Source organism: Nonomuraea sp. SYSU D8015 (assembly GCF_008065375.1).
Classification (GTDB): Bacteria; Actinomycetota; Actinomycetes; order Streptosporangiales; family Streptosporangiaceae; genus Nonomuraea.
Genome location: NZ_VJYI01000009.1, coordinates 128,912 through 142,385 on the forward strand (window position 1 = coordinate 128,912; position 13,474 = coordinate 142,385).

11 protein-coding genes are annotated in these 13,474 nt (G+C 73.4%); 5 read left to right on the top strand and 6 right to left on the bottom strand.

Annotated features, from left to right (window positions below):
* The first annotated feature begins 24 nt into the window (after positions 1-24).
* Positions 25-1,482 (top strand): glycerol kinase GlpK, encoded by a 1,458-nt coding sequence (glpK, locus tag ID574_RS32810; RefSeq protein WP_188192863.1) that lies wholly within the window; start codon positions 25-27, stop codon positions 1,480-1,482.
* On the opposite strand, the gene ID574_RS32815 is transcribed toward glpK, so the two are convergent.
* Complete coding sequence (locus ID574_RS32815; RefSeq protein ID WP_188192864.1) at positions 1,475-2,377, bottom strand: lactonase family protein; 903 nt, start codon at positions 2,375-2,377, stop codon at positions 1,475-1,477. The two genes, glpK and ID574_RS32815, sit on opposite strands and share 8 nt — an antisense overlap.
* Positions 2,378-2,407: 30 nt before the next feature.
* On the opposite strand from ID574_RS32815, the gene ID574_RS32820 reads away from it, so the two are divergent.
* Complete coding sequence (locus ID574_RS32820) at positions 2,408-3,319, top strand: bifunctional helix-turn-helix transcriptional regulator/GNAT family N-acetyltransferase (RefSeq protein ID WP_188192865.1); 912 nt, start codon at positions 2,408-2,410, stop codon at positions 3,317-3,319.
* Here ID574_RS32820 and ID574_RS32825 read toward each other — a convergent pair.
* Complete coding sequence (locus tag ID574_RS32825; RefSeq protein WP_188192866.1) at positions 3,288-5,459, bottom strand: MMPL family transporter; 2,172 nt, start codon at positions 5,457-5,459, stop codon at positions 3,288-3,290. The two genes, ID574_RS32820 and ID574_RS32825, sit on opposite strands and share 32 nt — an antisense overlap.
* Positions 5,460-5,554: 95 nt before the next feature.
* Here ID574_RS32825 and ID574_RS32830 point away from each other — a divergent pair, with 95 nt between their 5' ends.
* Positions 5,555-6,148 carry a TetR/AcrR family transcriptional regulator gene (locus ID574_RS32830; protein WP_188192867.1) on the top strand — a complete coding sequence of 198 codons (594 nt, stop codon included), beginning with the start codon at positions 5,555-5,557 and terminating at the stop codon, positions 6,146-6,148.
* A 243-nt stretch (positions 6,149-6,391) separates the two neighbouring features.
* Here the strand turns inward: ID574_RS32830 and ID574_RS32835 are convergent, their stop codons facing one another.
* From ID574_RS32835 to ID574_RS32850, 4 genes are all read right to left on the bottom strand, one after another.
* On the bottom strand, positions 6,392-7,417 hold the full coding sequence (locus tag ID574_RS32835) for an alkaline phosphatase PhoX (RefSeq protein WP_336245574.1): 1,026 nt from the start codon (positions 7,415-7,417) through the stop codon (positions 6,392-6,394).
* A 131-nt stretch (positions 7,418-7,548) separates the two neighbouring features.
* The gene (locus ID574_RS32840) at positions 7,549-8,160 is read right to left on the bottom strand and encodes a class I SAM-dependent methyltransferase (protein ID WP_188192868.1); all 612 of its coding nucleotides are present in this window, start codon (positions 8,158-8,160) and stop codon (positions 7,549-7,551) included.
* A complete protein-coding gene (locus ID574_RS32845) occupies positions 8,157-8,798 on the bottom strand; it encodes a TIGR04282 family arsenosugar biosynthesis glycosyltransferase (RefSeq protein ID WP_188192869.1) in 642 nt (213 codons plus the stop codon). Before ID574_RS32845 ends, ID574_RS32840 begins: the two co-directional genes overlap by 4 nt.
* 111 nt (positions 8,799-8,909) lie before the next feature.
* Positions 8,910-9,377 carry a Dps family protein gene (locus ID574_RS32850; RefSeq protein ID WP_188192870.1) on the bottom strand — a complete coding sequence of 156 codons (468 nt, stop codon included), beginning with the start codon at positions 9,375-9,377 and terminating at the stop codon, positions 8,910-8,912.
* 118 nt (positions 9,378-9,495) lie between these two features.
* On the opposite strand from ID574_RS32850, the gene ID574_RS60335 reads away from it, so the two are divergent.
* Both ID574_RS60335 and ID574_RS32860 read left to right on the top strand, forming a co-directional pair.
* The gene (locus ID574_RS60335) at positions 9,496-11,043 is read left to right on the top strand and encodes a MerR family transcriptional regulator (RefSeq protein WP_223167301.1); all 1,548 of its coding nucleotides are present in this window, start codon (positions 9,496-9,498) and stop codon (positions 11,041-11,043) included.
* Positions 11,040-13,454, top strand: coding sequence for a VIT domain-containing protein (locus ID574_RS32860; RefSeq protein WP_188192871.1), 2,415 nt, complete (start codon positions 11,040-11,042; stop codon positions 13,452-13,454). Before ID574_RS60335 ends, ID574_RS32860 begins: the two co-directional genes overlap by 4 nt.
* The last annotated feature ends 20 nt before the right edge of the window (positions 13,455-13,474 follow it).

The window sequence follows — 13,474 nt, forward strand, 5'->3', positions numbered from 1 at the left end:
AACCCTTGCGAGGAGTGAAATTTCGTGAGTGTGCTGGCCATCGACGCCGGGACAACCGGGGTAACCGCGCTCGTAGTCACCGAAAACGGGCAGATCGCCTCCAAGGGGTACGAGGAATTCGCGCAGCACTTTCCCGAGCCCGGGTGGGTGGAGCACAATCCCGAGGACATCTGGCAGGCCACCCTGTCGGCGTGCGCCGCCGCGCTGCGCGGCGCCGGCGAGCCGCCGGCCTGCGTCGGCATCACCAACCAGCGCGAGACCGCGGTGCTGTGGGACCGCCGCACGCTGGCCGCGCCGCGCCGGGCGATCGTCTGGCAGGACCGCCGCACGGCCGGGGTGTGCGAGCGGCTGCGCTCGGCCGGGCACGAGCCGCGGGTGTCGGAGCTGACCGGGCTGCGCCTCGACCCCTACTTCACGGCCACGAAGCTGACCTGGCTGGCCGAGCACGACGAGCGGACGTGGGCGGGCGTGGAGTCCGGAAATGTGGCCGTGGGGACGGTGGACTCATACCTGATCGCCAGGCTCACGGCGGGCGCGCGGCACGTGACCGACGCGTCCAACGCCTCCCGCACCCTCCTGTACGGCCTGCGGTCCGGCGGCTGGGAGCCGGAGCTGTGCGAGCTGTTCGGGGTGCCCGAGGCGGCGCTGCCGGACATCGTGCCCAACCACGGGCCGCTCGGCAGCACCGACCCGGCCGCGTTCCTGGGACTGGAGCTGCCGATCAGCGGCGTGGCGGGCGACCAGCAGGCGGCGTTGTTCGGGCAGACGTGCTTCGACGTGGGCGACGTCAAGTGCACCTACGGCACGGGCTCGTTCGTGCTGACCAACACCGGCGGTGAGATCGTGCGCTCGCAGTCCGGGCTGCTGACCACGGTGGCCTGGCAGGAGCCGTCGGGCGCGCGGACGTTCGCGCTGGAGGGGTCGATCTTCGTGACGGGCGCGGCCGTGCAGTGGCTGCGCGACGGGCTCGGGCTGATCGGGACGGCGCCGGAGTCGGAGGCCGTGGCGCGCACCGTGCCCGACAGCGGGGGCGTGGTGTTCGTGCCCGCGCTGACGGGGCTGGGGGCGCCGCACTGGGATCCGCGGGCGCGCGGGCTGATCACGGGCATCACCCGCGGCACGACCCGGGCCCACCTCGTCAGGGCCACCCTGGAGGCGATCGCGTTCGAGGTGCGGGACGTGGTCGAGGTGATGACCGGCGGCACGGTGCCGGTGCTCAAGGCCGACGGCGGGGCCAGCGCCAACGACCTGCTCATGCAGCTCCAGGCCGACCAGCTGGGCGCGGCCGTGGAGCGGCCGGTGATCCAGGAGACGACGGCGCTGGGCGCGGCGTTCCTGGCCGGGCTCGGCTCCGGCGTGTGGGCGTCGAAGGCTGAGCTGCGCAAGACCTGGCAGCTGGAGCGGCGCTTCGAGCCCGGCGCCCGCGACGACGACGCCTACGAGCGGTGGCGGGCGGCCGTGCGGCTGGCGTCGGCTACCTGATCAGCACGCAGGCCGGGCTCTCGACCTCGTACGTCTCCCCGGTCGGCTCCGGGACCCCGTCGCGGAGGGCGAAGACGGTCACGGCGTGCGAGTTCTGGTTCGCGACGTAGAGGCGGTCGCCGTCGATGGCGAAGTGCCGGGGCCAGTCGCCGCCGGAGGGCACCTCGGCCACCGGTGACAGGTCGGCGGCGCTCAACACCGCGATCGTGTCGGGGCCCCGGTTGGCCACGTAGACGAAGTCGCCGTCGAGCTGCAGGTGGGAGGGGAAGTTCGCGCCTTCGGCACGCGAGGCCGGGGCGGTCGTGCGCCGCTCGCCGTCGATGAGGACGACGGTGCCGTCGAGCTCCCCCGCGACGTACAGGCGGTCGCCGGCGAAGGCGAAGTGGCGCGGGCCGGTGCCGGGGTGCAGCGTGATCGGCTCCAGGGGCGTGCCGTCGGGGCGGTAGCGGCGGATCTCGTCGGTGCCGAGGTCCGAGACGTGCAGGACGCCGTCGTGGAAGACCGCCTGGTGGGCGTGCGGCCCCTCCTGGCGCTCGGGGTCGGGGCCCGAGCCCTCGTGCCGCAGGACGATCGGGTCGCCGTCGAACGCGCCGCGGGCGTCGAGCGGCTGGAGGATCGCGGTGCCGTCGCCGTAGTTGGCCGCCGCGAGGAGGGTGCCGGCCGGGTCCACGGCGACGTGGCAGGGCAGCGAGCCCTCGCTCGGCCGCTCGTCCAGCGGCCTGAGCCCGTCGCGGGCGTCGAAGGCGGTCAGCCATCCGCGTTCGAGCTCGCCGGCCGCGTACAGCACCGGCAGGGTGGGGTGGGCGGCCAGGAACGACGGTGAGGCGATCCTGGTGAGGTCGCCGCCGAGGGTGACGATGCCCGGGCCGTATCCGCCGATGTGCACGTGCTTCACAGGGGGATCCTCTCATGGTTGACTAGAGCAATGAGTTCGTTGACGGAAGCAAGGGTCTCTGAGGTCCGAGCCTTCAACAGGTTCTATACGAAGGTCATCGGGGTCCTCCAGGCGGGGATGCTGGACTCGCCGTACTCGCTGACCGAGGTGAGGGTGCTGTTCGAGCTCGCGCACGCCGAGCGGATGGAGACCGGCGAGCTGCGCGCGCTGCTCGACCTGGACGCGGGCTACCTCAGCAGGATCCTGGCCCGCTTCGAGGGCGACGGGCTGGTCGAGCGAGAGCGGTCGGCGGCCGACGCGCGCAAGCAGCTCGTCCGCCTCACGGCCGACGGCGCGGCCACGTTCGCCGATCTCGACCGGCGCTCGGCCGACGAGATCGAGCGGCTCCTCGCCCGGCTGCCGGACTCCGACCAGGAGCGGCTGGTCGCGAGCATGGCGACGATCCGAGGGCTCCTGGCCCCCGGATCCGCGCCGGAACCGTACGTGATCAGGCCGCCGCGCACCGGCGACCTGGGGTGGGTCGTCTACCGGCACGGCGAGCTCTACAGCCGCGAGTACGGGTGGGGCACCGCGTTCGAGCAGACCGTCGCCCAGATCGTCGGCGAGCTCGACTTCTCGAAGGACGCCGGCTGGATCGCCGAGGTCGGCGGGCGGCGCGTCGGCTGCGTCTTCTTCGTGCGCCAGGACGACCGGACGGCCAAGCTGCGGATGCTGCTGGTCGAGCCGTCCGCGCGCGGCATGGGCATCGGGCGGCGGCTGGTGGACGAGTGCCTGCGGCACGCCCGGGCGGAGGGCTGCAAGCGGATCACGCTGTGGACGCGCGACTGCCTGGTGAGCGCGCGGCGTATCTACCAGGCAGCCGGGTTCGAGCTGGTGTCGGAGGAGAAGGGGACGGAGAACGGGGTCGAGCTCACCGAGCAGTGGTGGGCCCGCGACCTCTGACCGGCCACCAGTTGAGCGGGCCGGCCAGGCGCATCAGGCTCGGCACCAGCACCGCCCTGATCACGGTCGCGTCGACGAGCACGGCCACCGCCATGCCGACGCCCAGCATCTGCACGAACGTCACCCGCGCGGTGGCGTACGCGGCGAAGGTCAGCGCCAGGATGCCGCCGGCCGCCGTGATCAGCGGCGCGCCCCGTTGCAGGCCGGCGGCCACCGCCTCCTCGGTGTCGCCGGTCCTGTCGTACTCCTCCTTGATGCGCGACAGCAGGAACACCTCGTAGTCCATCGACAGGCCGTAGGCGACGCAGAGCATGAGGATCGGGATGCTCGGGTCGAGCGTGCCGGTCGGCGTGAACCCGAGCAGGCCGGACAGGTTGCCGTCCTGGAAGACCCAGACGACGGCGCCGAACATGACGCCGATGCTGAGCACGTTCAGCAGGGTCGCCTTGATCGGGATGATCAGGCTCCTGGTCATCCCGAACAGCACCAGGAACGTCACGCCCAGCATGAGCGCCAGCACCAGCGGCAGCCGGTCCACGACCGAGGCGCGGTAGTCGGACAGCTCGGCCGGGTAGCCGCCCACCAGCACCTCGAACGGCGGCTCGACCGAGCGCACGGCCTCGACGAGGCGGACGGGGTCGTCGGCCAGGGCGGCGGCGGACGGGACCACGGACAACCACGTGCCCTCCCCCCGGAACCGGGCCGGGTCGCCGTCGCCGGTCCGCCGCCCGTCCGTGTACGAGCCGGCGGCCGAGTCCACCTGGGCCACGCCGGGCAGCCTGGACAGGCTCGCGGCGTACGGCGCGACGCCGTCCGTCACCGGGCCCCGCGAGACCAGCTGGATGGCGTCGGTCTCCTCGGCGGGGAACGACTGGCGGATGACCTCCTGGGTCTGCCGTGAGGACGCCTCGGCCGGCAGGATGCGGTCGTCGGCCACGCCGAAGCGCAGCCCCAGGAACGGCGAGGCGAGCGTGAGCAGCAGCGCGGTGGCCAGGCCGCCGAACACCAGCGGCCGGCGCATCACGCGGGTGGCCAGCCCGTGCCAGAACGCCCTTTCCCTCTCCGGCCTCTTGGGCAGCATGGTGCCGCCGACGGCGGCGAGCACGGCGGGCAGCACCAGCACCGCCGCGACCAGGCCGCCGATGACGACGGCGATGCCCGCGTACGCGAAGGAGCGCAGGAAGTCGAACGGCAGCGCGAACAGCACCGCCAGGGACGCGGCCACGGTGAGCCCGCTGAAGAGCACGGTCCTGCCCGCGTGCTCCACGGCCCCCGCCACCGCGGCCGCCCGGTCCTTGCCGTCACGCGTCTCCTCGCGGAAGCGCTGGATGACGAACAGGCAGTAGTCGATGCCGAGGCCGAGCCCCATGGCGAGGGTCAGATTGAGGGCGAAGGTGGAGATCTCGGCGAAGGGCAGCACGCCATTGAGCAGCGCCAGCCCGATCACCATCGCGAACACGCCGGCCAGGATCGGCACCAGGGCCGCCATGGCGCGCCGCTGGTAGAGCCAGAGCAGCGCGAACGCCAGCGGGAAGATGACCAGCTCGGCCCGGACGAAGTCCTGCCTGGCCAGCGGCACGGTCTCGCGGAAGACCTCCTCCCCTCCCCCGGCCCGCACCTCCAGCGGGCCGGCGCCCTCGGTGATCTCGGGCACGAGCCGGGGGAGCACCTGGCCGCGCACGTGGCCGGCGTCGCCCGGGATGCGGACCACGATCAGCGCGTGCCTGCCGTCCTCGCTGCGCATCGTGGCCGGCTTGCCGCGGGTCCAGTAGGAGGCGGCCTCGGCGACGCCGTCCGCGCGGCCGACGCGCCCGGTGAGCTCCCTGCCCGCGGCCTCGACCGCCGGGTCGTCCACCGTTCCGGTCCGCGCGGTGACCAGGAAGATCATGTCGGGGCTGCCGGTGCCGAACCGCGCGGCCAGCTCGGCCTGCGCCCGGTCGGACTCCGAGCCCGGCGCCTCGAACCTGGCCAGCGACAGCCGCGGCACGGCGGCCGCGGCGAGCGCCCCGGCGACGACCAGGGCGAGCAGGGCCAGCGAGAGGACGAGCCGGCGGCGGCGCACCAGGAGGTGGCCCAGCCTGCGCAGCGGCGGGCCCGTCGTGGCGGCGTGGACGGGCCTGGCCCGGGTGTTGGCGGTCATCGGACTCCCCGCTCGAAACTCGGTAAACTACTCGTATTTGGTACTCCGGAATCAGAAATACAAGTAAATGCTCGCATTTGTCAACGAGGTGACCCATGGCTGAACACACGGTCCGCCGGCAGGCGCGCGGCCTGAAGCGCATGGCGGAGATCCTCGACGCCGCCGAACAGGTGATCGCCGAGGTCGGATACCCGGACATGACCACGAACCAGGTGGCGGCGCGGGCGGGGATGTCGCCGGGATCGCTGTATCAGTTCTTCCACAACAAGGAGGAGATCCTGGACGGGCTGGTGTCCCGCTACACCGCCGACCGCCAGGAGTTCTGGGCCGCCAGGCTGGCCGAGGTCACGCCGGACATTCCGGTGGAGGTGCTGGTCGGGCAGCTCGTGGACGAGAGCGTGCGGTTCAAGAGCCGGTCGCCGGCGTACTGGTCGCTGTTGTACGGCTCCGCCACGGGCGACCGTTTCGCCGCGGCCTCGCAGCGGCTGCACGAGGACATCGCCCGGCAGCTCGCCGCCATGCTGCGGCGCCTGCGGCCGGAGCTGCCGGAGGAGCGGGCCGAGCTCATGGGCACGATGATGCTGGCCATGGTGAAGACGGTGATGCCGATGATCACCACGGCCACGCCCGAGCGGAGCGCCGAGCTGGTGGAGGAGCTGAAGGTCGTGCTCGTCCGCTATCTGGGCTGACCGCCGGACCCGGCGGTTACGGCCGGCCCGCCTCCGCCCTCCCCCGCACCGTCTTCCTGGCCAGGTCCTTAGGGGAAAGGACTGGCCAGCTCCCCGTGACGCCCCTAGGCGTGGACCTTCCCAGAGGTGGCCCCATTCAGACAAGCGGCCGCCCTTCGGAGCGGAGGGGACGGCGGCGATCACTCACGGCGCCGGGACGCCCAGTGGTGGCCGGCACTACGGACGGCGCGTGCGGAGAACGGGCTAGCCGCGGAAGGGGCCCGTCACCTCGAACGTGGAGCCCTCCGTGCGGCCGCGCCTGGCCGAGAAGTAGAGCCGGTCGCCGCGCGGCGAGAACGCCAGCCCGGTCAGCTCCGCCCCCTCGTGCCCCTCCAGCCGGAGGAACGGCGTGACCGCCCGGTCGGGGGCGATGACGTCGATCTGGGTCGTCTCCCTGGCCACGTAGAGGTCGCCGGACGGCGCGGCGGTGATCGCGCGCACGCCCTCGCACAGCCGGTCGAGCGTGGAGGTCTGCGCGTCGTACGCCCACAGGCCGGTGTCGCCCTTGGTGGTGAAGTAGCAGACCCCGCCCGCGTAGTGGCAGGCGTCGCCGCCGTCGAAGCGGCGGGCGTCGTCGACCTGGTGGCGGGTCTCCTGCAGCAGCGCGGCCGGGGACGGCACGACCCGCCAGCGGCCGGAGTCGCACAGCACCTCGAGCGTGCCCTCGGTCAGGTCGCCCCAGTCGCCCGGCCGGAACCGGTAGAAGCAGCCGTCGGGCTCGTCCTCGGTCATGTAGACGACGCCGCGCTCGGGGTCGCACGCGGCGGCCTCGTGTTTGAAGCGGCCCATGGCCAGGCGGGGCCGGGCGGCGCGGACGCCGTAGGGGTCGCACTCGAAGACGCGGCCGCGGTGGCCGAGCTCGCACGACAGCCAGGTGTGCCACGGCGTGGCGCCGCCCGCGCAGTTGAGGTCGGTGCCCGACAGGATGCGGTAGGCGTCGCCGATGCCGCCGTCGGCGCGGAAGCGCAGCGCGGAAGCGCCGCCGAGCAGGGGGAGCTCGGAGTTGGACACGTAGATCCAGCCGTCGCCGTCGGGGAAGCACGCGCCGCCGTCGGGCGCCGCGTGCCAGGTGAGCCCGGCGACCTTCTGGCCGGAGCGGGCCACGACGCGCCCCGTGAAACCCGAGGGCAGCGCGAGACCGTCGGCGCCCGGCAGGCCGAGCGGTCCGTACGGGCTGGTGCCGCCCGGCAAGAGCGGGCCCGTGCGGAGGAGAGTCTTGTGGGACATCATGGGGCCTCCCTCTAGGTGCCACGCTAGTCGACCGCACCGACATGAATGGCAGGGACTCGCGACATCAAACTCTGCGCAAATCCCGTGGGCCCGTCCCGCGTCCGCCGGGCGACGGTGACGTTGCGGGCGCTCTATCGGAGGTACGTGAACCAGCGGCCCGCCTGTTCGCGACGGTCCGTGACCGTGAAACCGCTCGTGCGGGCGAGGGCGGGCACGTCGGAGGCCGAGACGCTCGCCCAGCGGAACCAGGCGCCGGCGAGGGCACCGTGGCGGAGCCGTACACGTTCGGCCGTGCTCCGCCTGCCCGGCGGGGCGACCTCCGCGATCACCTCGCCGCCCGGGCGCACCAGCTCACGCATCCTGCGCAGCAGAGCCACGGGGTCGCCGCCGATGCCGATGTTGCCGTCCGCCAGCAGCGCCGTCGCCCACCGGCCGGCGCCCGGCACGCGGCCGAACACGTCCAGGCACAGGGCCAGGCCGCCCGCCTGCCGGGTCAGCCGCACGGCGTGCGGGGTGACGTCGATGCCGAGCGCCGCGATGCCTCTTTTCGTGAGCGCGACCGTCAACCGCCCCGGCCCCGAGCCGACGTCCAAGGTGGGGCCCGCGCAGCGCGACAACATGGCGTCGTCCCCGTCGATGGGCTCCAGCCAGCGCATGGCGTCGAGAGGGCGGCGGCGGCCGTCCTCGTACTCGATGTCGATCTCGGCTCCGGACAGCGACTCCGCGTAGAGCTGTCCGATCACCTGGCGGCTCCCGCGCCGAGGCGGGCCAGGGCGGCGGCGAAGCGGGTATGCGGGGCGCTCTCGGCGACCTTGGCCGCGTCGGCCGCGTCGTCCACGTCCGTGAGCAGCGGCATCGTGGCCACGGACAGGTCGCTCAGGCGGCGCAGCTGGGCGGCGCCGGTGCCGGGCGTGGACATGGGAACGCCGAGGAGCCGGGTGGGGTCGGGGCGGCGCAGGCCGAGCAGCCAGAAGCCGCCGTCGGCGGCGGGCCCGAACACGGCGTCGTGCGTCCGGAGCGCGGCGGCGGCCCGGGTGAGGAGGGCAGGGGTGAGCTGGGGGGTGTCCATGCCGACGAGCAGGGCCGGGATCGGCCGGCGGGCGTAGACGTCGGCGAAGGCCCAGGCGAGGCGCTCGTCAAGGCCCTCGCCGCGCTGCGCGATCACCTCGAACCCGGCCGGGGCCGAGTCGGGCTCGGGATCGTCGATTGCCAGAATGCGGGCGGCCGCAGGGGTGGCGGCGACGGCGGCGAGCGTGTCACGGAGTGCCTCAGCGGCCAGTTCGGCGGCCTCCTCCGGGGTGTACGGCGGCGTGAGACGCGTCTTCACGTGCCCGGGCCGGGGCCGCTTGGCGAGCACGACGATCTGCGTGCGGTTGTCCATACCCAGGCACGCTAGATCCCCAAGAGATGATCAGCTCTTACGTGCCGCTTACGGCACGCGAGAGCCCGGGGCCCTTCCGCACGGCTCCCGGGCTCCTGCGACGTGGCGCCGTCAGCGCTGGGCCTGGAACATCCAGTGCTGCTTGTCGATGTCCTGGGCCACGGCGATGAGCAGGTCCTGGCTCACCTTGTCGGTCTCCTCGGTGGCCTGGATGCGCTCGTACATCCGCTTGCTGATGCCGTCCAGGATGTCGGTCATCGTCGCGACGACCTTGCCGTCCTCCAGCCAGCCGGCCTCCGGCTGGGAGAGCTTGGTGGACTTGGCGATCGTGGCGGCGCGGCCGTCCGGGTTGGCGCCGAGGGCGACGATGCGCTCGGCGATCGTGTCGGTGTGGCTCCTGGCGAGCTCGGTGACCTCATCCAGCTGGAGGTGGATCGGGCGGAAGTGCGAGCCGATGAGGTTCCAGTGAGCCTGCTTGGCGATCAGTGACAGATCTACGAGGTCGACCAGGGCGCCCTGCAGGACGTCCGCGACCTTGTTCTTGGCGTCTCCTGACAGCGGACCGGTGATGGTGGCCATGCCGTAATTCCTCCCCCTCTGTCCTGACTTATCCGCTTATGTGCAACCACGTCCCCGTGCCCAATCTTCCAGTCTCCTAACATTGACAGTGTAATAGTGACAGTGTCATTGTGGAGGTATGAGCGACACCTGGACCATCGGCGAGCTGGCCGAGCACGCGGCCCGGGCGTTGCGCGACGGCGCCCCGTCGGGCAACGGCCGGATCCGCGACGTGCCCGGAGAGCGGCTGATCAGGTGGTATACGACCATCGGCCTCGTCGACCCGCCCCTGACGCGGCGCGGCAGGATCGCCCGGTACGGGCGGCGGCATCTGCTGCAACTCGTGGCCGTCAAACGGCTGCAGGCGGCGGGCCATTCGATCGCCGAGATCCAGAGGGCCCTGGCGGGCGCCACGGACCACATGCTGGAGGACGCGGCCGCCATCGCCCCGGAACCGACGGCCACACCGGCCCGCCCGTCGGGCACGTCCCCCGGGGATGGCTTGCGGAAAGGCCGCAGCGGCCCCGAACCCGCCACCGCACCTGGGTCCGGCTCCGCGTCTGGGCCCGGCTCCGCGTCTGGGTCCAGCAGTGGAGCGGCCTCCAACGGCACAGTAGGCGATGGCGGTGTCGGTGGCGGTGCCCCAGCCCTCGGCGGCAGTGGCGACCGTGGCCGCGCCGGCGACCGTGGCCGCGACGGCGCCGGTGACGGCGCCGGCGACGGTGACGGCGCCGGCGACGGTGACGGCGCCGGCGACGGTGACGGCGCCGGCGACGGTGACGGCGTTGGCGACGCAGACGGGCCTGGAGGGCTGCGGGCGGGCGGCGGCGCGGCGGCCGGCGACGCCAAGGCACGCGGGCGGTTCTGGGCGGAGCGGCCTGGTCAGAGCGCCGGGCATCGTGCGCCCGAGACGCCGGCCACAGCGCCTGACGACCACGTGAGCACCGCGACACCCGGCAACGGCGTCGGCCGCCGCGCACCTGGCGTCCGCCCTGCGCCCGCCAGCGACCCCACTCCAGCAGGCGGCCCCCCGCCCACCGGCGGCCCCACTCCCGAAGGCGGCCCCCCACCCACCGGCCCCGCACCCACGGTCGGCCCCGTGTTCGGCGCAGGCGCTCGGCCCGTCGGCGGTTTTCGACCCGTGGGTGCTCCTGCACCCGCCAACGGCCCGGTGCCCGCTGCCGGCACAGACGTTCCGGCGCCCAGCGGTGCAGAAGACACGGCAGCCGGTGATCGGACGCGGCCCGGGGCGGCCGGCGCCGGGAAAGCTACCAGCGCGGGCGAAGGGGTCACAGTCGGCGACACGACCGACGCGGGTGAGGCCGGCGAGGGTGCGGCCCACGCGGGTGAGGCCAGCCAGAGTGCGGCCCACGCGGGTGAGGCCAGCCAGAGTGCGGCCCACGCGGGTGTGGGCGACCAGGGTGCGGGCGGCGAGGGGGTTGCCAGCCGGACGGTGGTTGGGCCGGCGGCGGCGGTGACGCCTGATGGGTATGCCGGGGTGGCTCGGCCTCCGGGCGGACCGGGGTCTCTTCCCGGCGCCGGCGTGCTGGTGGCAGGTGTCAGGTTGGGGGATGGGGTGAGGCTCCTGTGGGACGGGGGGCGGACTCCGTCCGAGGAGGATGTCCAGGCGGTGCTGGCGGCGGCGGGGCCGCTGCTCGCGGTGCTCGAAGAGAGGGACCTACTATGAAGATCACTTCACTGGAGCCCGCACGGTGCCTGCCGGTGCCGGACGCCGGGTTCGGCGCGCTCCTGACCGAACGCGGCAACCTGCCGCTGGAGAGCGTGGACGTGACCGCGGACATCTCGGGGCTCATCGCCGGGGTCGAGGTCACACAGGGGTTCAGGAACCCGTTCGACGTCACGCTCGAGGCCACGTACGTCTTCCCGCTGCCCGACCGGGCGGCGGTGACCGGCTTCCGGATGGAGGCCGACGACCGGGTGATCGAGGGCGTGCTCAAGGAGCGCGCCCAGGCCCGGTCCGACTACGACGAGGCGCTGCGCGAGGGCAAACGCGCGGCGATCGCCGAGGAGGACCGGCCGGACGTGTTCACCATCAGGGTGGGCAACATCCTGCCCGGCGAGCGCGTCTCGGTCCGGCTGACGATGAGCCAGCCGCTGCCGTACGAGGATGGCGCGGCCACGTTCCGGTTCCCGCTGGTGGTGGCGCCGCGCTACATCCCCGGCACCCCGATCGACGGCTCCCCCGCGGGCGACGGCGTCGCGCCCGACACCGACGCCGTGCCGGACGCGTCCAGGATCAGCCCGCCCGTCCTGCTGCCCGGCTTCCCCAACCCGGTGCGCCTGTCGCTCGCCGCCACCGTCGACGCCGCCGGTCTGGAGCTGCGCGAGCTGGCGTCCAGCCTGCACGTGGTGGAGGAAGAGGGCAAAACGGTGCGGCTGCACCCCGGCGAGCGGCTGGACCGGGACTTCATCCTGCGGATGTCGTTCGACGCGTCCACGTCGTTGCAGTTCGACGGACCGGCCGATCAGGAGGGCACGTTCGCGCTCACCGTCGTGCCGCCGCCGCTGGAGTCCACCCGCCTGCCGCGCGACCTGGTGCTGGTGCTCGACCGGTCGGGCAGCATGGGCGGCTGGAAGATGGTGGCCGCGCGCCGGGCGGCCGCACGCATCGTCGACACGCTGACGCCGCAGGACAGGTTCGCGGTGCTGACGTTCGACTCAGTGGTGGAGCGGGCGTTCGAGGGGCTCGTGGAGGCGTCCGACCGCAACCGCTACCGGGCCGTCGAGCATCTCGCCCGGGTGGACGCCCGCGGCGGCACCGAGCTGCTGGAGCCGCTGCGTCAGGCCGTGGCGCTGCTCGGCGCCCGGTCCGAGCGGGAGCGGGTCGTGGTGCTGGTCACCGACGGGCAGGTGGGCAACGAGGACCAGATCCTGGAGCAGGCGGGCGGCGCGCTGTCGGCCATGCGCGTGCACACGGTGGGCATCGACCGGGCCGTGAACGCCGGTTTCCTCGGCAGGCTCGCCGGGCTCGGCGCGGGCCGGTGCGAGCTGGTCGAGTCGGAGGACCGGCTGGACGCCGCCATGGACCACATCCACCGCCGGATCGGCGCTCCCCTGGTGACCGACCTGTCGCTCAAGGGCTTGAGGGTGGAACCGGACACGGTCACCCACCTCGGCTCCATCTTCCCGGGCGTGCCGCTGCGTGTGTACGGGCGCTACCGCGAGGGCTCCTCGCTGATCGTGCACGGCATGACCGCCGGCGGGCCGTGGGAGGAGGAGGTCACGGGCGTGCGGGTGGACAATCCGGCCATCCGCGCCGTCTGGGCCCGCGCGCACCTGCGGGAGCTGGAGGACCGGTACGCCATGGGCGAGCACGACCTGGAGTCCCGCATCGTGCGCACGTCGCTCGAGTACGGCGTGCTCTGCCGCTTCACCGCGTACGTGGCGATCGACACCCGGCAGGTCACGGACGGCGGCGGTCCCGAGCACCGCGTCATCCAGCCGGTGGAGCCGCCGAGCGGCTGGGAGCTGCCGCAGAGCCAGCCGATGATGGGCGGCGGTTTCACCGCGCACGCCGCGATGATGGCCATGCCGGCGGCCGCGTCCGGGATGCGGCTGCCCAAGCCGGGGTTCGGGGCGGCCGAGATGGAGCAGGGGTTCATCGCGGGCGGTCCGGCGGATCTCGGCGTGCAGCAGCCTCCGATGCCCGCTCCTCAGGCGCCGGGCGGGTTCCCGGGCGGAGCGGGCGGTCGTGGCCGTGGGGTCATGCCCAGGTTCACTCGCGGTCCGCGGCCCGCGCACCGGCTGGAGTCGGTCAGGCCGCAGCTGGTGGCGGAGCTGGACCGGCTCAAGGCGCTGCCCGCGCCCGACCTGCTCTACCTGGCCGACCTGGGCACGCGCCTGGCGGCGCTCGCGGAATTCCTGGGCGGCAACGAGCAATTGGAGTCGCTGGCGCGGGAGCTGGAGGCGGCCGAACGGCCGGGCGCGGACGCCCAGGCCCTGCACGACCGCGCCGTCGAGGTCCTCACGGCCCTGACCGGCGGATCCACAGGCGGCCCCGGCGATCCCGGCAGCGGGCGTTCCGGTGGTGGCGGACACCCCGGCGGAGGGCGCGCCCCCTTCTGGAAGCGCACCTGACGCGCCTCAGGGCCGCGGCC